A 22891-nucleotide genomic window follows, 5' to 3' on the forward strand; every position below is an offset into this window, starting at 1 on the left:
AAAAGAATATTTTTCCATTTCAAATTCCACCTATTTTCCCCACCAAAAAAAGAGGGTTGCCCCTCTTCTTAGTTCTTATCCAGATTGCGTAACATTTCATCAATCTTGTTTCCATATTCGATGGACTCGTCTTTGACGAAGGTCAAATCTGGGATTTTGTACAATTTCAAATTGCGACCAAGTTCACGTTTGATGGTACCAGTTGCTTTCTCAAGCCCAATTTGGGCTTTTTGATTATCTGAAGCAAGGTTACTCAAAATGGTGTAGTAAACCTTGGCAACAGATAAATCACCTAGCATCTGAACATCTGTGATGGTCACGCCTTGGACACGCGGATCACGGACTTTCTTTTGCAAAATCTCATTGACTTCACGCTTGATTTCCATGCCCACACGATCCGTACGGAAATGATTTGCCATGATATTCCTTTCTCTACTTTGAACCAAAAGCTAGGCCAGCAGACCTAGCTATTTTTAAATTTATTGATTTTCATTTCAAATTGGAACGAAGTTCAATTTGAAATCATCTGCTTCTTTCGCCGTGGTGAAAGTGATGGAACTGATTTATCAGTCCCATCACAGGGGATTTTTGAGACTCTAGGCTCAAAAATAAGCAATGAAACCATCGGTTTGCTTGCGTCCCTCACCACCTAAGAAAGGAGCAAAAATCTTATCTCTTGATTTCTTCCATGACATAGGCCTCAATCACATCATCAGTCTTGATATCATTGTAGCCATCAATCATCAATCCACCTTCACGACCGTTTGTAACTTCTTTAACGTCGTCTTTGTAGTGTTTCAAGCTTGCGAGTTCACCATCATAGATAACAACACCGTCACGGATAACACGGACTTTAGAGTCACGGGTAACCTTACCGTTGATAACCATGAATCCACCGATAGTTCCCACTTTAGACACCTTGAAGGTTTCACGAATAACTGCTTCACCAATAACTTTTTCTTCAAATTCTGGATCAAGCATCCCTTTCATAGCTTCTTCCATCTCTTCGATAACCTTGTAGATAATGCTGTGGAGACGGATTTCCACATCGTCAGCTTCTGCTTGTTGACGAGCTTGTGGTGTAGGGCGTACGTTGAAACCAACGATAAAGGCATTTGAAGCTTCGGCAAGGGTCACGTCTGATTCGTTGATAGCACCGACCGCTGAGTGAACGATGGTCACTTTGACACCTTCCACATCGATCTTTTGAAGTGAAGCAGAAAGGGCTTCAACTGAACCTTGTACGTCGGCCTTGATAATAACGTTAACTGATTTGAGTTCACCAGCTTTAAGCGTATCAAAGAGGTTTTCAAGGCTAACACGTTGGGTAGCTTGACGTTGTTTCATAAGGGCACGTTTGGCACGTTCTTCACCTGCTGCACGCGCAGATTTTTCATCTTCGTAAACGGCGAAGTGGTCTCCTGCCATTGGCGCTTCGTTCAAACCTGTGATAGAGACTGGTGTTGATGGTCCAGCAACCTTAACACGACGTCCAAGGTCATTAGTCATAGCACGGACACGACCGAAGGTATTTCCGACAACGATTGGGTCTTGGACATTCAAGGTACCTTGTTGAACAAGAAGGGTTGCGACTGCACCTTTTCCTTTATCCAAGCGTGCTTCGATAACTGTACCGATCGCACGAACTGTTGGGTCTGCTTTAAGTTCTTGGATTTCAGCCACAAGAAGGACTGTTTCCAACAATTCTTCGATGTTTTGGTTGAATTTAGCTGAGATTTCAACAAATTCAGAATCTCCACCCCAAGCGGTTGACATGACACCATGCTCTGCCAATTCACCGATAACACGTTCTGGGTTGGCACCTGGTTTATCAATCTTGTTAATGGCTACGATGATTGGAACGTTGGCCGCTTTTGAGTGGTTGATGGCTTCGATAGTCTGAGGCATAACACCGTCATCTGCCGCTACGACCAAGATAGTAATGTCGGTAACAGAAGCACCACGCGCACGCATAGATGTAAAGGCCGCGTGTCCTGGTGTATCAAGGAAGGTAATCTTCTTGCCATTTTCCACGATTTGGTAGGCACCGATATGCTGAGTGATACCACCTGCTTCACCTGTCGCAACACGAGAGTTACGAAGGGTATCTAGGAGTGTTGTTTTACCGTGGTCAACGTGTCCCATGATAGTTACAACTGGTGGACGCTCAACCAATTCATCTTCATTGAGATAACCATCTTCGACAAAGAAACGTTCGATGTCAGCATTATCCACTTCAACTTTTTGTTTGGCTTCGATACCATAATCCACCATGAGGAGTTCAATTGTTTCCCCATCCAAGGATTGGTTTTGTGTGGCCATGACACCCATCATAAAGAGTTTCTTAACGATTTCAGCTGGTTCACGTTTGATACGTTTTGCGATTTCCGCAACGGTCATACCATCTGTATATTCAAATTCTGTTGGCAATTCATGGAATTTACGCTCTGTAACAGGTTTTGGAGTCTGATTACGGTTGTTCTTGTTATTGCCTTTTTTGTTCTTTTTGTTGTTATTCCAGTTACTATTCTTTTGATTTCTCACTTGATTTTGACTACTTCGATTCTTTTGTTGTTTTCTAGGACCATCTTCTTCATGATCATAATCGTCACGATTTTTGTCTGGTCGAGCTTGTTTTTTACGACGTGTATCCACTGCAGGTTCTTTTTTCTCAGGGACGACTTCAACCACTGCTTGAACTTGCTGTGCTTGTTGCGCTTGTTCAGCTAATTTAGCCGCTTCTTCAAAGATTTCCTCTGGTTCCTTGCGTTTGTTAGCTTGAGCCAAGGCTTCTTTAGCAGCCTGATACTGCTTGAAGCGTTCCTCGCTTGAACGTGCGTACTCTGCATTTTGCTCTGCTTTTAGGGCTGCTGCACGAGCTTTAAAGTCAATACGTGGAGCCGCTTGATTTGAACGCTTGTCCTCTTGTTGACGGCGCTCATTTCTACGATTTTGCTGACCTTGCTGTTTCTTAGCTTGGTCATTAAAGCGACGATTGTCGCGGTTGCCTTGAGCTTGTTTTCCACCATTGCGGCCGTCGTTTTTCTGACGGTTGCCGTTTTGTTGTTGGTCACGGTTATTTCCCTTATTTTGCTTGCGTCGCTCTGCCTGCTCTTTAGCACGTGCTTCACGCTCAGCCTTGAAATTACGACTTTGCGGTTTAGCCGCTACTTTTTCTGTCTTCGGAGCAACTGGCTCAGCTGGTTTTGCCTCTTCCTTGGCTACAGCTGGTTTTACTGATTCAGACTTTTCGGCTTTCTTTTCTGCACTTGCTTTTGGGGCTGCAGGCTTTGCCTCTTCCATAGCTACAGCTGATTTAGCTGGTTCAGATTTCTCGGCTTTCTTTTCTGCACTTACTTTTGGTGCTGCAGGTTTTGCTTCTACTTTCGGAGCAGCTGCAGGCTTAAAGCTGGCAGCAATTTTTGCAGCGACAGCTTCTTCCACACTTGATGAGTGGCTTTTCACATCCAAGCCCAACTCTTTTGCACGCGCTACAACTTCTTTACTTTCTTTTCCAAGTTCTTTTGCGATTTCGTACAATCTTTTCTTAGACAAATCATGTCCTCCTCTTCTATTCCATAAGAGACCTCATTTTCTTTGTAAATCCAGCATCTGTTACAGCCAAAACCTTTCTCGATTTCCCGACTGCTATGCTTAATTCCAGTGTTGAAAACACGGTTACAATTTCTACTTGATAATAATGACTTTTATCTTGAATCTTCTTGGTCAGATTGGGTCCAGCATCATGAGCTAGAAAGACCAACTTGGCCTTGCCGTCTTGAATGGCCTTGACCACCAATTCTTCACCCGATATGATCCGCCCTGCTCGCTGAGCAAGTCCCAAGAGATTGCTTATCTTTTGCTTATTCAAGTCCTAACTCTCTTCTTTTCACTTTGTGATCCACATAGGCGATCAACTCGTCATAAAAGCTTTCTTCCACTTCCATGCTAAAGCTACGGTTAAAGACCTTCTTCTTTTTCGCCTCTAGGGCTTCTTTATTGTCTAGCTTGATATAAGCGCCGCGACCATTGGCCTTGCCTGTCGGATCGATAAAGACTTGCCCTTCCTTGTTCTTGACAATGCGGAGCAAATCACGCTTATCAATCACTTCGTTGGATACAACAGACTTGCGCAAAGGGATTTTTCTCGTTTTCATCTTTCCCTCCTCTAGCAGCTTTTATTCTTCTACAGTATCGTTTTCTGCTTCCAACTCTAGTGAAGCCGCGTCTTCCATGGCTTCAAATTCACTAGCAGACTTGATATCGATACGGTAACCAGTCAAGTGAGCTGCCAAACGAACGTTTTGCCCGCGACGACCGATAGCAAGAGAAAGCTTGTTATCTGGAACAACCACCAAGGCACGTTTGCTGTCATTTTCGTCAAAGATAACTTGGTCAACCTCAGCAGGAGCGATGGCATTGTAGATAAATTCAGCTGGATCTGCTACCCACTCGATAACGTCGATGTTTTCTTCGATTGGTAGCATACGGTCATTTTTAGCATCGTAGCGAGCTGGGTGGAACTTGCTAGTAATCTTCTTGATATTAGCACCACCACGTCCAACGATTGTACCAATAGCGTCCACGTTTGGATTATGACTACGAACAGCAACCTTGGTGCGGTCACCAGCTTCACGAGCCACGCTCATGATTTCAACAGTTCCGTCATAAACTTCTGGAATTTCTTGCTCCATCAAGCGTTTGATCATTTCTGGATGGCTACGGCTAACAAAGACATTCACACCACGAGGGTTGTCTTCAACCTTGTAGACATAAACTTCAATACGATCATGGGAAGCAAACACTTCTCCAGGAATTTGGTCTTGTTTTGATAATTGGGCTTCGATGCTACCAAGATTGACATAGATGAAGCGATTATCAAATCGTTCTACAGTACCAGACATGATTTCTTGCTCATGTTCTTTATAAGTATTGTAAGTGATGGCACGTGTTTGCTTGCGCATTTTTTCCATGATGGTTTGTTTGGCAGATTGGGCTGCTACACGACCAAACTCAGCAGGTGCTTCTTCAAACTTGATTTTATCACCAAGCTCATAGGCTGAATTGATGGCAAGAGCATCTTTCAAGCTGATTTCCAAACGGCTATCAAATACTTCATCAACCACTTCACGGACAGTATAGACGGTAAAGTCACCTGTTTTTTCGTTAAAGTCAATGGCTACGCTGTCTGATTGACCATAGCGTCTGCGATAAGCGGAACGAAGCGACTCTACTACTGCGTCGATGATATCTTCTTTTTTGATTCCCTTGTCTTCTTCCAAAATGCGGAAGGCCTCTAGCATTTCTTTACTCATGTTTTCTTCACTTTTGAATCCTCAAAAGCTATCCTTTCTTTTTCTATAATTTAACTGCTAAACGTGCTTTTGATACTAAACTGTATGGAATTTGGACAGTTTTCTTACGTGTCTTATCCATATATTCCATGGTCAACTCGTCCTCTTCAAAGGCTACCAAGGTTCCTTCAAAGACCTTTTGCTTATCGATGGCTTGGTAGAGCCCGACATGGATGTATTTCCCAACCGCTCCAGCGACGGCATCCTTGGTTTTCAAAGGACGTTCCAAGCCTGGACTGGTGATTTCTAGGAAATATTGTTCTGGGAAGGGATCTGGCTTGATGGTATCTAGGACAGGACTGATAATTTCTGTCAAGTCTGCCGTGTCGTTCAAGGTAATTCCTTCAGGTTTATCTACAAAAATACTGAGAATCATGTCACTGCCAATCTTTCCGTACTCGATATCCACGAGTTCGAAAGGAGCTTGGATGACAGGTTCTACAACTTCTCTGACTAATTCTACGATTGTTGCGATTGCGTCCACCTCCTCATAAGCAAGAGGCGAAGATATTTCCCCGCCTCACTTTCTCATATTCTTACTCTTAGTATAGCACGTTTGCCAACTTATGTAAAGCAAAAGCACTTATATAGCCTGATTTCAGGCTATTTCTTAAAATTCTGCCTCAACTCGGTAGATAACTTGCCCCTTGTTGGAGAATTTTTGCTCATATTCTGTCATAACATTGCCTTCAAAATCACTGGCATGTAAATCAAGCCAGACACCATTGAGCTTCATGCCATACTGAGAAAAGCTCACTAGGCTGTACTCAAACAAGCCACGGTTATCCGTCTTGAAATGAATTTCTCCATTTTCAGGCAAGATACGCTTGAAGGTATCCAAGAATGTCTTGTAGGTCAAACGACGCTTTTCATGGCGTTTTTTAGGCCATGGATCTGAAAAGTTCAGATACAAGCGATCAATCTCACCATCTTCAAAATAGTCAGTCAAATCAGAACCATCTACCCACAAGAGCTTGATATTAGGCACTCCAACTTCAAGAACCTTGTCTAAAGCGTAACTCAAAACAGACTTTTGAATATCAATCCCGATATAGTTGATGTCAGGGTTTTGTTTGGCCATACCTGAAACAAAGGCACCCTTGCCACTACCAACTTCCACATGAATGGGGTTGTCATTGCCAAACAAGTCCCGCCATTTCCCCTTGGCTTCTAAGGGATTGAGGACCACATACTGGGGATTTGCCTCTAGTAATTCTGTTGCCCCTTTACGATTTCTAACTCTCATCTTCTCTTTCCATACTTGTCTCGGAAGTGACGCAAGCCATGAATCTCCCGATTGACATTTTCTAAATCTTGGTTCATATAATACTTGGAAATCTGGCTCAAGTAAGACAATTGACCGTACCAATACAATTTATTTAATACCGTCTGATTGTACTTGTAACCGTAGTAGGTCAACCATTCCTTCCACTGATGTTCTGGAATATAATGGCAGAGCATGTGAGCTACATCAAACATGCGGTCGGTCAAGCGAACCGAATCCCAATCTACCAAATAAATCAAGCCACTGTCTGTCTCAATCCAATTACTATGTCGTACATCTCCATGGACAATGGTCGCATGGTCCTCTCTAAATCCTGGAATAGTCTGACGTAAATCAGCCATCACTTCACTGATAAAATGATTTTTACGCAAAGCCTCTGGAGCCGTTTCTTGCCAAGACTGTAGTAAATCTACAGGTGTTTCCATGGCATAGCCCAAACGACTCAACTGTGTCATCAAAGGACGTGAGCGATGTAGACGAGTTAAAATATTGACGATTTGCTTACGATTCATATCATAGGGGGTCAATATCTTGCCTGTCAACCATTCTTGAGCACACATATCACGCCCATCTGCCAAACGGCGACTCCATAATAATTGCGGAGCAATTTGTTCTCTAGCTAGACCAGGTAGGATTGGAGAGGTGTTCATTTTTACAAAGATGCGCTTCCCATCAGGATAGCTACCCATATAAGCCTTACCACTTTTCCCAGGTATGGGAGTCAGTGTTAGCTCATTATCACCCAAATCCATTTCTTTCCTCCGTATAAAGTTTCCTTACTATTCTACTAGTTTTTGAGCTATTCGTCAACCGCTCCACACCTGATTCTCAAAGAAAAGCCTCTGGATTGGCTTGGGTATCCTTATAGAAAGAAAAGGCAAGCACCGTCTTCTGCTTACCTTTCATGATTTTTATAAATAATATAAGAGTGGCCAAGCATTGTAAAACATGTGAACTAGAGTAGAAACCCATAGGTTTTGGCTCTTTTTATAAGCAAAGCCCAGTAACAATCCCCCAAGTAGATAAAAAATAAACGAAGGGACATTAGAAGGTCCATGCATAAAAGAAAAGAGAGAGGAAGTTAGCACAAGCCCTAACCAAGAATTGTCAAAAACCGCACCTTGAAGAAGTCCTCTGAAAATGAGTTCCTCCTGGATGGGGCCAAAAACTGAGGAAGTCAAAATCAAAGACAGAGAAATTCCTCTGCTGACTTCCGATAAGTGTTGAACTCCTGCGCCAGAAGAAATAGCGAAGAAATGAATATAAACCAGCGTCTCAAGTACACTTAGAAGAAAGATTACAATGAAAAGCAAAAGTTCTTTCTTGCTTAACATCCCAAAAGAAATCATTTCAAACTTTCTAGCATAAGCAACACTCAGCGCGGTTACAAGAAGACTTACAATAATCAATGCAGATTCATTTTGAAAAAAATCCCCATGGTTAATCGTATAAGGAACTGTAATGACGATTAGTAATACTAAAAATCCAAAACAAAAGGCATGAAATTTATCAAAGAACTCCATAAAATTATCCTCCTCAACAAACAGACTTTCCTACACGTCATCCTTTAGCTCTAGCCTTTCCAAAACAAACCATTTGAGTAACCAAAATCCGACCACATAACCACCCCCTAAGAAGATAGCCATTAAAGCTAGCATGGAATTTAGGGAATTAAAGACCACCGCAAATACAAAGGTTAGCACAAAAACATTAAAAGCAATGGTATCAGAAGCCAAGACCAGAATATAGGGTGTCAACCAGTCTAAGGTTTTTGAATCTAAGAAAAATAAATGTTCATACATGATGACCTCCTCTATGGCTGAAAAGCAAGCCTTTTGGTTTTTTACCCCAAGACCCTATGTAGAAAAGTGAGCAAAAATGGTAATGTTGCGAAAATATTATTGATCACATGCACCGCATAGGAAGGATAAATGCTCTTGGTATAGCGGGTCAAACTAGCAAAGATGATGCCAGATGTTGCAAAGATGAAGATATCTAACAAACTAGGCAGGCTTGAAAAATGAGGAAGAGCAAATAAAATTGACGGAAGAAGCAAATCAAGGCCAAATCTCGAATGCTTAAAAAAGGCGTGTTGCAGTAATCCTCTATAGATTAACTCTTCCATAAGTGGAGTCAGAAAGAACAAAGTTATATAGATACCTAGCTCAGCAAAGTTGGTCCCACTATAACCGATCAATACAGCCCAACCTTCAGCAGTTGACTGAACATGTTTAGCTGTCTGAACGTTAAAAGAGATCTGGAGCACTACCACTAATACTGTCAAAATCGAATACCAAAGCCATTTTTTTCTCGGAATGCGAAAAAGATAGCCGTGCCCTGTCTTAACCAGAATCCAAATCATGACTCCGCTAAATAGCAAACTCAAGAGATCTTGAATCCAAACGAAATTGCCAATCTGGGAAGAAAATTGCCAATAATTTTGAACAATAAGCGTCAGCTTAGCAAGTCCAAATACGAAAAACAGGTAAGAGAAGACTGCACTTATTTTGAATAGAAGTTGATACTTTTTCATAGAACTCCTCCCTACTATGACCTACCCTTGTCAGGCTCTACTACTGCAAGATTAAGAAGGCAGCTTGTTCTTTTTAAGGCTAACCTGACTACTAGATAATAGATACATTAAGGCATTAAAGACAATGAAAATATGTCCATAGAATAAAATCAACCTCGCATCCAAACCAAGATAAAGTTTAACCATTAAAAAGAGGAGCAAAAGAATTTGAAACCATACCGTTTTTCCAAAAATAAATTTAAAGCGGTTTTGAATGTCTACTTCCTTGATTTTTACCGCCAAACCTTTATTAGCAAGAAGGAAAACGCCTGCTTCAAACAAGCCACTGTAGAGAACAAGCCACCCAATCGATACATTAGAGATTTGTAAAAATGTCCCTAAAAGAATATCCAACATACTACTCAAGAAAATAACAAGAAATAATCTGTATTTCATATTAAATACCTCCATTCATTTATTTCACTAACAATTTAATAGAGCCTTCTACTCAAATATCCTGATAAAAGAGGAAAGAAAGCTACTTTTTATAATACTTCAAACCCCAAATAAGCAAAAGCATGATAAGCAAGCAGAGAATAGCACCAATATAGGCAATTAATTGCTGATAGAATTCTCCTGCTGTGATACCTCTATACAAACAAATAATGGACATAAAACCTGTCAAGCCGATATACATGAGTTGATTGGTTCTAGGACTAACCAAATCATCATCTTCAAACTCTCTTATCCTCATCTCCCTAGTGAGGTAAACAGTGACCAAAATAGAAGCTAAGTTAATAACCACTAAAAGAAATTGGAAAACCAAGGAAAAATTTAAAAACTGACGAGATAAAAATAGATAAGTGGAGACAAGTAAGGGCAACTGACCTAAGAACAATCTTGCAAGAAAGATGTTCCGTTTTTTAGCAAGAAAAGTTTTCATTTCTTTGCTCCTTTCTTTTTAAGAATAGCAAAATAAATCATCACTGCAATCACATAGGCTATGGTATAAAATAGCTGATACCAAGCACTCTCCCTAAGCGGATATAGAAAGATGGACATGATCAGATACAAGATGAAAATGACAAATATTTTTTTCTTCATAAGATTTCCTCCTGAATGTTTGTTGAGCTAGAACCTTTACACTGCTAGTATAGCACTCATTTTGACCTTGGATTACTCAAATCATAAATGGTCATCAAAACATCTTGAATTGTAAAAAATTTAAAAAAGCAAGCATGAAAAACATACTTGCCCTGGGGGAACTTGACAATGTGAAAATACAAAATAGAAAACTACTCACCCTCACTTCCGTATGTTCTCATATATTCTCATAATCGCAACAAGGATAGCAGCTGTCCCACTTGCCAAAGCGATAAGGGTAATGATAATGTTGAGGATTTCAGGCGTACTCCCTATTCTGTTGATAAGACGGAGTAGGGATATAACTGTCAACTGAATCAGGAGTATTGATTCTACTCTTACCATTGAAGTAAGTCTGTTTTCAACTGCATATAAAAAGGCTGGTAGCAAAACACAGGCTATAGCAATCACAAACAGGTTGCTCCCTGTTTCTTCTCCCTTATTCACCACGGAAATCATGAGAAGATTCGATGCTATGATCAACGTAGAACAGATTATAAAAAAGGATTTCTTATTCATTTAATATACCTCACATACTATAGCAAAAATCTGGCTCGATAAAGACAAACTTTATCTGTTAACTTCTGCCAATTTTTTCAAAAATTTCCTAATTAGCAACTGACAGCAAGTGAACCGTTAAAACCTGACGAAAGACTTGATTTTGACAGGTGGTATTTAGACTGGTATTGGGATGACTTTCCACAATTTTCATGACGGTATAGAGACCAACTCCTCTCTCCTCCCCTTTAGAACTTGCTCCAAAGGAGAAGATTTCAGAAATATCGATTTCTTCTTCTTCGATAGAGTTTTCGATGATAAAGATCTCTTGTTCTCCATTTTTTAAAAAAGCAATTGAAACATGAGGTTGACTAGCCTCTACACTGGCTTCAATAGCATTGTCACAAAGGATAGACACAATGGTTAGAAAATCAAGTAGGCTCATCCCCTCGACCTGAATCTCCTCTGGAACTTCGACATTAAAGACAATGTTCTTATCTCTGGCTTTTAAAAATTTCCCTGCTAGGAGACTTTTGAGGGCTTTATCACGAATATTCACCAATCGACCTAGATCATATTTATTGTCCTGCAATTTTTCACTAGAATCCTTTAAGACCGAATCGTAGATCTCTTTTATCTGCTCCATATCCTCCTCTTCAATGCCCAGACGTAAACTGGTTAAGAGGTTAGTGTAGTCATGGCGAAAGCTCCGGACTTCCTTGTAAAGTTCCTCTATATGCCGACTATAACGTTCCATATCTCTGTAACGCAAGACCTGCTCTTGGTCCAATCTCTCATGGAGTTTTTCCTTCAAATAGGTATCCAATTTCTTGATAACCCCCATAAAAAAGAGCAAGTAAAAGACTAGGATGAGATGGCGAAGAGTCTTTGATTGAATACCTTGTTCATATTCAAAGTAAGACAGACTTTGTATCACCAAATAGTAAGCCCCCATTATCCAGTTAATCTTAGTCAGGGACTTTTGAAAAGCTTTATCCAGAATCTCCTTTCTCAAGTTAGTGAAATCATAGTCTAACCATTTCAAAAAGACTAGGGAAATGAAGAAATTGAAAATTATTATACATAACCAAGCAAATGAGTAGTCATCATATACTTGCCCTGGTCCCAAAAATGGAAGCACAAAATAGGAAATACCTCTATGAAAGAGATTCACTAATATCATTGGGAAGAGACCATAAAAGAGAAGGAGTTTTTTAGGAAGTCCTCTTAAGAATAAGAAAGATAAGCCTATGCCGTACAAGGGTTCCATAAAATAAAATAGGTAATTATCTCCTACCATATATTCAATCATTAAAAAAACAAAGGCCAACAGTATCTTAAAAAGAAAGGCTTTAAAAATCCTCTCAAAAGTGAGACCAATTCCATCCACCTTAAAGAAAATGACAATTTCTAGCCCATGAGTAACAAGTGTATACAATAATATCCAAGCAATATTCATAAACTCTCCTAGCTCAATGCAAGTTATTGATAGCTTCAGACACTTCCCTGACCTTATAACGCGCGATTAGACAGCTTCCACCATTGGGAAAGTAAAGCAGTTTTTCTTTCTTATCCAAACGAACCACATTGGCAGGATTGATGAGAAAAGAGCGGTGGCACTGCAAGAGACGAGGCTCCTGCTTGAAAACCTCCTCTAAACTCGCTGTAAACTCCAGCCTGTCTGTCTTGGTATAGAGAATAACACGATGGGCTCTGGGCGAAGTTTCGAGATAGTAAACCTCTTTAAAAGGATACTGGAATTGGGCAAATTTTGATTTAAAATAAAAGCAATCTTCCGCCAGACTTTTACTGTCTTGACTATTGGCATATAGGAGGGCTGTCTCGATACGAGATTCAAATTCCTCTGCCGAAAGTGCCTTATCAATGTAGTCCAAAGCAGACACTTGGTAGCGAAAGGACAGGGGCATAAACTCCGAGTGAGTCGTCACAAAGACAATCAGGGCATACGGATCCCGATCCCGAATCTTTCTAGCTACCTCTAGCCCCTTCATCTCCTCATTTCGAATCTCAATGTCCAAAAAGAATAGCTGATGCGCCCCCTTCTCATGCACCTCTGCCAGCAGTTGGTCTGGCTTGCCAAAGACCTCAAAAGAGCTGGGAGTGATCTGATGTTCTTTCAAGAGTTTCTCAATCGTCGTTTCAATTCTAGTCTGTTGGGAAAAATCATCTTCTAAAACAAATATTCTCATCTTCTTACTCTCCTTCTTTCAACCATTTTTGACGAATTTCTCTATAGCGACGTCTGGCATACTTGACAGCATATTGACCTTCTTCCCCGAGAAAAAGGATTATTTCTTGAAAATCAATCGATTTTACTTTATCAAGATTGACCAAACAATTTCGATGACACCTCATCAAGTTTTCCCCATATTGGTTCTCAAGATCACTTAAATTTTGAACCATATTAAAACTAGCTTCTTCTGTAACAATCTGTACAGTATGGGCTTTAGTTGGATGTGCTTGGATATAGTAGATATCGTCGACGTTTACTTTATAGACTGTTTTCTGTGTCTGAATAATCATATGTTTCATTGGATTCTCCTCCTAAGAAGAGAATAACAGAAAAGTTCTTACACAAGCGCACCCGATCCTAAACAGTCTTTGAAAGCTCCTAAAAGGATTATTTTTCTACAACATCATGATAATCTTACCACTATTTTATCATAAAATCTTAACAGGACCATTCAGGAAATTTCAAGGGCAATTAAAGATTTGAAGGTGAAAAAGGAGATAAAAGTGATAGACTGACAGTATCAAAACACAGTTGCTAGAAACAAGACTAGCACCCAGATTAAAGGAGGAATTCTCATGACAGATACAGATCCCATCAAAAGAGCTCAGACTTTGATTACTGACTTAAACAAAGCCTATCAAGCATGCAAACAGGCAACAGCTGACGACGTCCGCTTTCAGGAGCAATTAAACTCTATTCTTGGCTTTCTAGCCAAGGCTGAGACAGTGGATAATCGAGTCTTGATTGAACTAGAAAAATTTTACCAGACTTCCAGTCTTCTCATGGGACTCAGCGCTCTCGATCCAGATGCTCCTACTCGTGCCGCTTGGCGTGCCTATGACCGTTTCCACTTTGACCAAGTCAAGACCAAGTTGAGTCTCTACGGACCAACCATTATCTTGTAGAAAATAAAAGAAGCTGAGACAAACTGAACTCAACTTCTTTTTTGTTTCATATAGGCAATGTTAGTCCTGCATCTGACGTTTTACCTGATAAGGTAAGTACAAGACTAGTAAAACCAAACCAGCTCCCAGTAAGGCTAGAAGAGCTAGTTTTTCTTGGAAGGTAATCAACCCAACAACTAATTCCACTACTAAGACCAAACTGGTCAATCCTCTGACCACTGCCTGCAAGCCTTTTTCCTTTTGCCCCTTGTCCAGCGGAAAGAGTTGGGTCAAATACTGGTAGTCAAAGGCATGATAGAGGGCCAGCAACTGGAAGAGCAAGAGGTAGTTAAAGAGAACTACCACTGCTGTCGCAATCCAAGCTTGCTCAATAAAAACCTGTGCCAGCAAGGAAAGTAAGAGCAAACGGAGACTGAGAGCAAAGAGGTCTCCATTTCGCAGATAAGAACGCAGATAGAGATTTTGCCAAATCTTCCCAGGCACCTTCTGAACAGTATTTAGGATAAAGTCCAGATAGGCACGACGCTTGACACTGTTTGAAATTCCCTTTACCTGCGTAAAGAGGGCAAAGAAACGAAGCAAGACTTGCTTGCGCTTGCTTTCTTGGGAAATGACATAGTCCCAGTCTAGTCCAGTTTCAGTGAAAAATTTGCTGGCCTTTTGACGAAAGAGGAAATATTTTCCTACCCCCAATAAAAGCACATAGACCAGAAAAACTGGCAAGCCATAACCCATGGCTAAAAATAAGGGCGCAAATAAAAGCAAGAAAAGGGTCTGTACAAAGAGCCAAAAGACTAGGGAAATGCCAGTTTGACGCTTGAGATGGAGTTTGATTTCCTCTTCTCCGACCAAGAGAAAGAGCTTGTCTGGAGCCTCCATATAGGTGGCAATTCCTCCCCAAAGCAAAAGTAAAACAGACGTAATTCCTACAAATAAAAGGATAGGCCAATGATTTTCAGGAAAATGTTGTAAGAGTTGACTGTATTGGTAGGCTAGAAAGCCCAGCAGAACAAGCAGGAACAAGACAAAGTGGTCATTGAGAACATAGCGCAAATAACCAAGACACTCCTTACGAAAAGCCTGCTTTCTCTTTAAAAACAAGTCTTTCATAGCTCCTCCTCTTTGGTCAGAGCCAAGTAAATATCATTCAAACTAGCCTCAGGCATATCAAAGGCTTCGCGCAGTTGCGCTAAATTCCCCTTGGCACGCACTTCCCCTTTGTGAAGAATGACAAAAGCATCACACATCTTCTCAGCCGAATCCAGCACGTGGGTACTCATGAGAATGGACTTGCCTTTTTGCTTTTCCACTTCCAAAAGCTGAATCAAGTCCGCAATAGCCAGCGGATCAAGACCAAGGAAAGGCTCATCCACGATGAAGAGACTCGGATCCACCACAAAAGCACAGATAATCATGACCTTTTGCTTCATCCCTTTTGAAAAATGAACAGGGAACCAATCTAATTTCTGGTCCAGACGGAACATTTTTAACAAAGGTTCCACTCGATCAAAAGCCACTTTCTGGTCAATACCATAAGCCATAGTAACCGTTTCGATATGCTCTCTGAGGGTCAATTCCTCATACAGACTAGGTGTCTCAGGAATGTAGCCAATCTGCTTGCGGTAGCTAGTCGCGTCTTCTTGCAAGGTCAAGCCATTGATATTGATGGAACCACTATAAGGTGTCAACAGACCGATAATCTCATTGATAGTCGTCGATTTACCAGCACCATTGAGACCAATCAAACCGACCAACTGCCCACTTTCAACAGTAAAGGACACATCTTTCAAGACAGGGACATGAACATAACCACCTGTCAGGTTTTTAATTTCTAACATATTTTCTCCAAATCTGGTATAATGTAGCTATATTATATCAAAATTCAATACAGTAGAGGTAGATTTTATGTCAGATTGCATTTTTTGTAAAATCATCGCAGGGGAAATTCCTGCTTCAAAAGTATACGAAGATGAGCAGGTTCTTGCCTTTCTTGATATCTCTCAAGTGACACCAGGACATACCTTGGTCGTGCCAAAAGAACACTATCGCAATCTTTTGGAAATGAACGCTACTAGCGCCAGCCAACTCTTTGCCCAAGTACCAAAAGTAGCTCAAAAAGTCATGAAAGCTACCAAGGCTGCTGGTATGAATATCATTGCCAACTGTGAAGAAATCGCAGGACAAACCGTCTTTCATACCCACGTTCACCTCGTGCCTCGCTACAGTGCAGACGATGACCTCAAGATTGATTTTATCGCCCACGAACCAGACTTTGACAAACTTGCTCAAGTTGCTGAAACTATCAAAAACGCCTAAGGAGTTGCCATGAAATTATCCAACCTACTGTTATTTGCAGGAGCTGCAGCTGGAAGTTATCTGATCACAAAAAATCGCCAAACCATCACAGATGAAGTCTTGAATACCACTGACCGCGTTCAAGCTATCAAGGATGATGTGGATATTATCCAAAACAGCCTGCAAATCATCGACCAACAAAAAGAACTCATCAAGGAATACCAAGAAGACCTGACTTACAAGTTTAAGGTCTTGGAAAAAGATATCCAGACTAGACTAGCTGTGATCAAAGAAACACAGGAACTTAAAGATAAGTAAAAAGAGCCAATCGGCTCTTTTTTAAAAGGTAAACAAGTTATATCCCATCAACTATACATCATAATTTAGAAAACTCATACTCAATAAAAATCAAAGGGCAAACTAGAAAGCTAGACGCAGGTAGTACTTGAGTACGACAAGTCGACGCTGACGTGGTTTGAAGAGATTTTTGAAGAGTATCATTCACCGTTTCATAACTAAATCGAAGACTTTCCCAGACTTTCCGCCGTAATGAAAACACCTGAAATAGCTTGGTTTCAGGTGTTCGGAAACTTTGAGACCTAGGCTCAAAGTTTAGGTATGGAACTTCGAAGAAGGGCGCTACCGTCCGTCATTACTTAAGGAAAGTCTTAAAAAATCTATAAACAAAAAGAGCTCATCGGCTCTTTTTACTTTATTCTCCATCAAAGGCATCTTTAATATGGTCAAAGAAGCCTTTTTTCTTTGGATTGACTTTTAAATCACCTGCAGCTGCGAATTCTTTCAAGGCTACTTTTTGACGGTCGTTCAAGCCTGTCGGTGTTACGACATTAACGGTAACGTATTGGTCACCAACAGCACCACCACGAAGACTCGGAGCTCCCTTACCACGTAAACGGAATTTCTTACCAGTCTGAGTTCCCTCTGGGATAACCAATTCAACATCACCGTGAACAGTTGGGATATCAACTGTATCACCAAGAGCGGCTTGGACAAAGTTGAGGTTGAGATTGTAGAAGATAGTCGTGCCTTCACGTTCAAACTTGTCGCTGGCTTCCACAGAAACTACTACATACAAGTCACCGTATGGTCCACCATTAAATCCTGCTTCACCCTGACCGGCTAGGCGAATTTGTTGACCAGTTTCCACACCAGCAGGGATTTTTACATGTACACTATGGGCTTGTTTTTCATGACCTGTTCCGTGACAAGTTGTACATGGATCTTTGATTTCTTTTCCGCGACCATGACAGACATCACAGGTTACTTGGCGACGCATCATACCAAGCGGAGTCTGTGTATCGACGTTAATGACACCAGCACCATGACAGCGTCCACAAGTGACTGGACTTGTTCCTGGCTTAGCACCTGAGCCATTACATGTACGACAGCTAGCTTCACGGTTATATTTGACTTCTTTTTCAGCTCCAAAAATAGCTTCTTCAAAGGTCAAATTCACACGGTATTGGAGGTCATCCCCCTGACGAGGAGCATTTGGATTGCGTGAAGTACCGCCTCCGCCGAAGAAACTTGAGAAGATATCTTCAAAACCACCGAAGCCACCTGCCCCGTTGAAACCGCCAGCTCCACCACCGAAGCCTCCAAATCCACCATTGGCGCCTGCAGCACCATATTGGTCATAGGCAGCCCGTTTTTGGTCGTCACTCAAAGTCTCATATGCTTCTTGAACTTCCTTGTATTTTTCCTCAGCACCAGGCTCCTTGTTGATATCTGGGTGGTATTTTTTAGAAAGCTTACGATAAGCCTTTTTGATCTCGTCTGCCGAAGCGTTTTTTGACACCCCCAGACGATCATAAAATTCAGTATTGTTCATAATTCAAGATACAAAGGGCGTCAAACGGACACAGCCATCTAGGAGTTTTGACGACGGACGCTTGCGTCCTAGAAAAAACTATCTTTTTGGCACAGTCCGTAGCCCGTGTTCAATTCCCTGAACACCTTTGTTCCTTTCTATTGATGTTGTGAACCAAACCTCGATTTAGGTCAGGTTCAATTCCTTTCTTTATATATTGACAAGACAAACCCTAAATAAATTAGGTTCAGGTCCTTTTTATCGAAAAACAGAGGCTGGGTTGCAACCTCTGGATTTCTTCTTATCATTACGACGTTCGAGTTTTAAAAATCAAACTAGTAATGCTAAATCGAGCACGCCCTAACCTCTTGGTGAAAAAGACAAATCTTTCTAGAAACTAAAGTTTCTGCGTCAGATTTCCTATTTTCACTGTGAGGTTTTAACGGGCTTTGCATCTTATTTCTCCGTAAACTCTCCGTCTACGACGTCATCGCCTGCGTTTCCTGTTGCTTGTGCACCTTCTGCTCCTGCTTGAGCTTGTTGGGCTGCTGCGGCTTGTTCGTAGAGTTTCACAGCAAGGCCTTGAGCTTTTTCGTTCAATGCTTCAAGTTTTGCTTTCATTTCGTCCAAGTTGTTGTCTTCTTGAGCTTTCTTAAGGTCATCAAGGGCAGCTTGGGCAGCGTCACGTTCTGCGTCGAAACCTTTTCCTTCAGTTTCCTTGATAGTCTTTTCAGTTGCAAAGATAGCTTGGTCTACTTCGTTACGAAGGTCAACTTCTTCTTTACGTTTCTTATCTGCTTCAGCGTTTGCTTCTGCATCTTTCATCATGCGGTCGATTTCTTCATCAGTCAAACCTGAGTTAGATTGGATAACAATTGTTTGTTCTTTTTGAGTTCCAAGGTCTTTGGCCTTAACAGACACGATACCGTTCTTGTCGATGTCAAATGTTACTTCGATTTGAGGAATTCCACGAGGTGCAGCTGGAATATCTGTCAATTGGAAGCGTCCAAGAGTCTTGTTATCTGCTGCCATTGGGCGTTCACCTTGAAGAACGTGGATATCAACGGCTGGTTGGTTGTCTGCCGCAGTTGAGAAGACTTGTGATTTATATGTTGGGATTGTTGTGTTACGGTCGATGAGTTTTGTAAAGACACCACCCATTGTTTCAATACCGAGTGACAATGGTGTTACGTCAAGAAGGACAACGTCTTTGACATCACCAGTGATGACACCACCTTGGATCGCAGCACCCATAGCAACTACTTCGTCAGGGTTTACTGATTTGTTTGGTTCTTTACCAGTTTCAGCCTTCACAGCTTCTACAACGGCTGGGATACGAGTTGAACCACCAACAAGGATAACTTCGTCGATTTCTGACAAGCTCAAACCTGCATCTGAAAGGGCTTGACGAACTGGAACTTTTGTACGTTCTACAAGGTCACGAGTCAAATCATCAAATTTCGCACGAGTCAAAGTCATTTCCAAGTGAAGAGGTCCAGCCTCACCAGCAGTGATAAATGGCAAGCTGATTTGAGTTGAAGTTACACCAGAAAGGTCTTTCTTCGCTTTTTCAGCAGCATCTTTCAAACGTTGCATTGCCATCTTGTCAGTAGATAAGTCAATACCGTTTTCTTTCTTGAATTCTGCTACCAAGTGGTCGATGATTTTTTGGTCAAAGTCGTCACCACCAAGTTTGTTGTCCCCTGCAGTTGACAATACGTCGAAGACACCGTCACCCAATTCAAGGATAGATACGTCGAATGTACCACCACCAAGGTCAAATACCAAGATTTTTTCTTCTTTATCAGTCTTGTCCAAACCGTAAGCAAGGGCTGCTGCTGTTGGTTCGTTGACAATACGTTCTACTTCAAGACCAGCGATTTTACCAGCGTCTTTGGTTGCTTGACGTTGAGCATCGTTGAAGTAAGCTGGAACTGTGATAACTGCTTTAGTCACTTTTTCACCAAGGTAGTCTTCAGCATAACCTTTCAAGTATTGAAGAATCATAGCTGAGATTTCTTGTGGAGTGTATTCTTTTCCGTTAGCAGAAACTTTTTCAGAAGTTCCCATCTTAGATTTGATAGAGATGACTGTATCTGGGTTTGTAACTGCTTGACGTTTTGCAGCATCACCAACGATGATTTCACCATTTTTGAATGACACTACAGATGGAGTTGTACGGTTTCCTTCTGGGTTTGCGATGATTTTGCTTTCAGTTCCTTCAAGAACTGCTACTGCTGAGTTTGTTGTACCTAAGTCAATACCGATAATTTTAGACATGTGTTTTTCTCCTTAAATTTTATATTCTATTTTTCTTTTAGATACTCTTCTTAAGTGGCGGCGCCGTCAGAGCTTGACTTCGTCAATCTCTTTGACTAAACTTTGAGCCTAGGGTCTCAAAGTTTGCGCAAATAGCGCCACGGCGAAGAGTATCGTCTTTGGTTCGCTTCGCTCACTATTGCAAAGCCAAACATATTTTATCTTTCTTCATAGTTTATTGTCATTTCGGACAAGTTTTTTAAGTTCTCTAGCCTAGTTATACACTACTACCATGGCTGGGCGTAGGATGCGGTCATGGAGTTTGTAGCCTTTTTGGAAAACTTGGGCGATGGTATCTGCTGGGTGTTCATCGTCTGCTGGGAGAGTTTGGATGGCCATATGGTAGTTATGGTCAAATTCGCCGTCAGCTGCGATTTCTTCGATTCCTTCTTCTTTCAAAGCGTGAATCAAGCTTTCTTGCACCATTTCCAAGCCCTTCTTCACATCATCTGTCAAACCTTCAACTGCGAGTGCACGCTCAAGGTTGTCCAAAGAAGGGAGAATCGCTTTTGCCAAATCCTGGCTACGATAACGTTGCAAGTTTTGACGCTCTTCATTGGCACGGCGTTGGATATTTTGCATTTCTGCATGAGCGCGAAGGTATTTGTTTTCGAACTCATCTGCACGTTCATTTGCCAAGTCCAATTCAGACTTCTCAGGAGTTGTTTCTTCTACCGTTTCCACAACTTCCTCTTCTTGGACTTCTTCTACTTCTTCATTTTTTATATCTTGGGCCATTTTCGCCTCCTTTAATGATTTCAATCTTAATGTACTTCGTAATGATTACTGCTGAGGTAGCGGTAAAAATCTGTCAACTTCATGGTCAAAACACGGTTGACCACATTGACTTGGTTGATTAGCTGTTGGTAATCCAGATTAACAGGACCGATAATGGCTAGAATTCCAACTCCCCGATAAGGAATGAGGAACTTGCTACTAATCACCGCTAGGTCAGCTAGACAGGACTCTTGACTGTCTGCAACACGGACGTTTTGCATCTGATCCTCATGCAACCCCTCACGAATCTCCAGAGCCACCTTTTGCGGTTGGTCAAAGAACTGATAGGCTGCTAGATTAGCAAAATTCAAGAGATTAACCTTGCCCGCCACCACAATGTTTTCGTTGAACATTTCCTTAAAAATGTGTTCAAAGAGATCGATAACATTATCCGTTGTTGTAAAGTAACGCTGGATAATCTGAGGAATCTCCGTCCGAATCTTGTAGTGAATATCTAGAACGGTGTGGCCGAGGAAACGTTCCTGAATGATGCTCTTCAGTTTCAGCAAATCCTCCTGCAAAAAGTTCCTTGGAATCAGAAACTGACTGGTAACCGTTCGTGACTCGTCTAGGGTAAATACTGCCAAGGCTGTATGTTGCCCCAAAACAACGATATCAAAGGCTGTCAAACGTTGCCTGCTCGGCTCAACATCCAGTGCTACTACCGTACAGCCACTCAAGTCTGTCAGCAGGTTAGCAGCCTCTTGCAGAATATCCTCCAATTTGAAGAATTCCTGATCAAAGGCTTTGACAATCTCATAAACCTCATTTTCAGCCAGTCGGTCAAAATCCAGTGAGTGTTTCACATAGTACTGAAAACCAGCAACACTTGGCATCCGACCGCTTGAAGTATGAGCTTTCTCAAGCAACCCTTGCTTTTCTAGAGCCGCCATGTCATTACGAATGGTTGCACTGCTAGAGTTAATAGACTCTTGCAAGGCTTTGGATCCGACAGGTTCGTGCGTTTTGGTAAAGATGTCAATAATCAGATTTAAAATATCCTGCTGACGCTCTGTAACCACCTCATCACTCCTCTCTGTCTGATCAATTAGCACTCGACACACTCAAGTGCTAACTTATGATTCTATTATACACCCTTAAAAGAGAATGTCAAGACAAAAACTCAAAAAATTAGCACTCTTTTATCAAGAGTGCTAAAAATCAGTCTAAAGACCTAGAACCCTACCTTCCATCTACTTGGTATTTCCTTTTAAGTCTGAAAAAACCATGGATTAGATAAGAAATCATAAAGGCATATAGAGCAAAAATGACAAAGAAAGATTGCGACAGTTCTTCTCTAAACGAACTCATACAAACAACAAAACCTCCTAAGAAAGTAGCTGCACATGAACGAAGTCTATATCGCATAACTTCCCACCTGAGATTATTACTCATACAGACTTGATCCTCTGGAAGTAAATCAGAAGACGATTTACGAAGAATTGAACAAGAACCTGCTCCTATCAATTCCCAACCTCTATTTCTAAAATCTTGCAGTTCATGCTGATGCTTTTTAAGAAATCTAGAATCATAGATACAGTAGATGACATCGTCTGGTTGACATTGGTCAAAATAGAACAAACCAAAACGACTCCTTCTATACCTCCAACCTTTCAAGTGCATCTCATGTAAATATTCTTCTTCCTTGTCCAAAGCAACAATGGTGAAAATCCGAAATTCTACTCTGCTATTCATTGTCTTACCCCAAAATTAGAAAA

27 protein-coding genes are annotated in these 22891 nt (G+C 41.2%); 3 read left to right on the forward strand and 24 right to left on the reverse strand.

The window, feature by feature from the left end; all coding sequences use genetic code 11:
• Positions 1-68: 68 nt before the first annotated feature.
• From rbfA to WKI23_RS00230, 17 genes are all read right to left on the reverse strand, one after another.
• Positions 69-419 (reverse strand): 30S ribosome-binding factor RbfA, encoded by a 351-nt coding sequence (rbfA, locus tag WKI23_RS00150; protein WP_001273601.1) that lies wholly within the window; start codon positions 417-419, stop codon positions 69-71.
• Positions 420-669: 250 nt separating this feature from the next.
• Positions 670-3555, reverse strand: a complete 2886-nt coding sequence (gene infB, locus WKI23_RS00155; RefSeq protein ID WP_368078543.1) for a translation initiation factor IF-2 — start codon at positions 3553-3555, stop codon at positions 670-672.
• 16 nt (positions 3556-3571) lie between these two features.
• Positions 3572-3871, reverse strand: a complete 300-nt coding sequence (locus WKI23_RS00160) for a YlxQ-related RNA-binding protein (RefSeq protein WP_001041390.1) — start codon at positions 3869-3871, stop codon at positions 3572-3574.
• Positions 3864-4157: an RNase P modulator RnpM gene (gene rnpM, locus WKI23_RS00165; protein ID WP_125451476.1), complete on the reverse strand. Its 294-nt coding sequence runs from the start codon at positions 4155-4157 to the stop codon at positions 3864-3866. The genes WKI23_RS00160 and rnpM overlap by 8 nt, the downstream gene beginning before the upstream one ends.
• 21 nt (positions 4158-4178) lie before the next feature.
• On the reverse strand, positions 4179-5315 hold the full coding sequence (nusA, locus tag WKI23_RS00170) for a transcription termination factor NusA (protein ID WP_368078544.1): 1137 nt from the start codon (positions 5313-5315) through the stop codon (positions 4179-4181).
• A gap of 43 nt (positions 5316-5358) precedes the next feature.
• The gene (gene rimP / locus WKI23_RS00175) at positions 5359-5838 is read right to left on the reverse strand and encodes a ribosome maturation factor RimP (RefSeq protein ID WP_033679724.1); all 480 of its coding nucleotides are present in this window, start codon (positions 5836-5838) and stop codon (positions 5359-5361) included.
• A gap of 126 nt (positions 5839-5964) precedes the next feature.
• Positions 5965-6600: a tRNA (guanosine(46)-N7)-methyltransferase TrmB gene (gene trmB, locus WKI23_RS00180; protein WP_001266094.1), complete on the reverse strand. Its 636-nt coding sequence runs from the start codon at positions 6598-6600 to the stop codon at positions 5965-5967.
• On the reverse strand, positions 6597-7391 hold the full coding sequence (gene ccrZ / locus WKI23_RS00185; protein WP_050389849.1) for a cell cycle regulator CcrZ: 795 nt from the start codon (positions 7389-7391) through the stop codon (positions 6597-6599). The genes trmB and ccrZ overlap by 4 nt, the downstream gene beginning before the upstream one ends.
• Positions 7392-7550: 159 nt before the next feature.
• Positions 7551-8162, reverse strand: a complete 612-nt coding sequence (locus WKI23_RS00190) for a type II CAAX endopeptidase family protein (RefSeq protein ID WP_368078545.1) — start codon at positions 8160-8162, stop codon at positions 7551-7553.
• Positions 8163-8192: 30 nt separating this feature from the next.
• Positions 8193-8441, reverse strand: a complete 249-nt coding sequence (blpZ, locus tag WKI23_RS00195; RefSeq protein ID WP_368078546.1) for an immunity protein BlpZ — start codon at positions 8439-8441, stop codon at positions 8193-8195.
• Positions 8442-8482: 41 nt separating this feature from the next.
• The gene (locus tag WKI23_RS00200) at positions 8483-9172 is read right to left on the reverse strand and encodes a lysostaphin resistance A-like protein (protein ID WP_368078547.1); all 690 of its coding nucleotides are present in this window, start codon (positions 9170-9172) and stop codon (positions 8483-8485) included.
• 51 nt (positions 9173-9223) lie between these two features.
• Complete coding sequence (locus tag WKI23_RS00205) at positions 9224-9607, reverse strand: immunity protein (protein ID WP_368078548.1); 384 nt, start codon at positions 9605-9607, stop codon at positions 9224-9226.
• Between the two features lie 82 nt (positions 9608-9689).
• Positions 9690-10094 (reverse strand): immunity protein, encoded by a 405-nt coding sequence (locus tag WKI23_RS00210; protein WP_164226411.1) that lies wholly within the window; start codon positions 10092-10094, stop codon positions 9690-9692.
• On the reverse strand, positions 10091-10255 hold the full coding sequence (locus tag WKI23_RS00215) for a hypothetical protein (RefSeq protein WP_368078549.1): 165 nt from the start codon (positions 10253-10255) through the stop codon (positions 10091-10093). Before WKI23_RS00215 ends, WKI23_RS00210 begins: the two co-directional genes overlap by 4 nt.
• A gap of 646 nt (positions 10256-10901) precedes the next feature.
• Positions 10902-12251 carry a sensor histidine kinase gene (locus WKI23_RS00220; RefSeq protein ID WP_368078550.1) on the reverse strand — a complete coding sequence of 450 codons (1350 nt, stop codon included), beginning with the start codon at positions 12249-12251 and terminating at the stop codon, positions 10902-10904.
• Between the two features lie 13 nt (positions 12252-12264).
• On the reverse strand, positions 12265-13002 hold the full coding sequence (locus WKI23_RS00225; protein WP_368078551.1) for a response regulator transcription factor: 738 nt from the start codon (positions 13000-13002) through the stop codon (positions 12265-12267).
• 4 nt (positions 13003-13006) lie between these two features.
• Positions 13007-13345 (reverse strand): LytTR family DNA-binding domain-containing protein, encoded by a 339-nt coding sequence (locus WKI23_RS00230; RefSeq protein ID WP_368078552.1) that lies wholly within the window; start codon positions 13343-13345, stop codon positions 13007-13009.
• Positions 13346-13621: 276 nt separating this feature from the next.
• On the opposite strand from WKI23_RS00230, the gene WKI23_RS00235 reads away from it, so the two are divergent.
• On the forward strand, positions 13622-13951 hold the full coding sequence (locus WKI23_RS00235; protein WP_004261043.1) for a hypothetical protein: 330 nt from the start codon (positions 13622-13624) through the stop codon (positions 13949-13951).
• Positions 13952-14011: 60 nt separating this feature from the next.
• Here WKI23_RS00235 and WKI23_RS00240 read toward each other — a convergent pair whose 3' ends face one another.
• Positions 14012-15061: an ABC transporter permease gene (locus WKI23_RS00240; RefSeq protein ID WP_173234438.1), complete on the reverse strand. Its 1050-nt coding sequence runs from the start codon at positions 15059-15061 to the stop codon at positions 14012-14014.
• Positions 15058-15789 carry an ABC transporter ATP-binding protein gene (locus WKI23_RS00245; RefSeq protein WP_368078553.1) on the reverse strand — a complete coding sequence of 244 codons (732 nt, stop codon included), beginning with the start codon at positions 15787-15789 and terminating at the stop codon, positions 15058-15060. The genes WKI23_RS00240 and WKI23_RS00245 overlap by 4 nt, the downstream gene beginning before the upstream one ends.
• Before the next feature lie 67 nt (positions 15790-15856).
• Between WKI23_RS00245 and WKI23_RS00250 the strand changes: the two genes are divergently transcribed.
• On the forward strand, positions 15857-16267 hold the full coding sequence (locus WKI23_RS00250) for an HIT family protein (protein WP_050275810.1): 411 nt from the start codon (positions 15857-15859) through the stop codon (positions 16265-16267).
• A gap of 9 nt (positions 16268-16276) precedes the next feature.
• Positions 16277-16564: a hypothetical protein gene (locus tag WKI23_RS00255; protein WP_173234434.1), complete on the forward strand. Its 288-nt coding sequence runs from the start codon at positions 16277-16279 to the stop codon at positions 16562-16564.
• A gap of 394 nt (positions 16565-16958) precedes the next feature.
• On the opposite strand, the gene dnaJ is transcribed toward WKI23_RS00255, so the two are convergent.
• The 5 genes from dnaJ to WKI23_RS00280 form a co-directional block, all read right to left on the reverse strand.
• Entirely contained in the window at positions 16959-18098 is a 1140-nt protein-coding gene (gene dnaJ / locus WKI23_RS00260) for a molecular chaperone DnaJ (protein ID WP_173234432.1), read from the reverse strand.
• Between the two features lie 435 nt (positions 18099-18533).
• Complete coding sequence (dnaK, locus tag WKI23_RS00265; RefSeq protein WP_368078554.1) at positions 18534-20357, reverse strand: molecular chaperone DnaK; 1824 nt, start codon at positions 20355-20357, stop codon at positions 18534-18536.
• A gap of 252 nt (positions 20358-20609) precedes the next feature.
• Positions 20610-21134: a nucleotide exchange factor GrpE gene (gene grpE / locus WKI23_RS00270; protein WP_000046038.1), complete on the reverse strand. Its 525-nt coding sequence runs from the start codon at positions 21132-21134 to the stop codon at positions 20610-20612.
• 26 nt (positions 21135-21160) lie between these two features.
• Complete coding sequence (hrcA, locus tag WKI23_RS00275; protein WP_004261010.1) at positions 21161-22195, reverse strand: heat-inducible transcriptional repressor HrcA; 1035 nt, start codon at positions 22193-22195, stop codon at positions 21161-21163.
• 160 nt (positions 22196-22355) lie between these two features.
• On the reverse strand, positions 22356-22868 hold the full coding sequence (locus WKI23_RS00280) for a DUF2812 domain-containing protein (protein WP_368078555.1): 513 nt from the start codon (positions 22866-22868) through the stop codon (positions 22356-22358).
• Positions 22869-22891: the final 23 nt, after the last annotated feature.

The sequence above is a fragment of the Streptococcus pseudopneumoniae genome (assembly GCF_038148955.1).
GTDB classification, from domain to species: Bacteria; Bacillota; Bacilli; order Lactobacillales; family Streptococcaceae; genus Streptococcus; species Streptococcus pseudopneumoniae_T.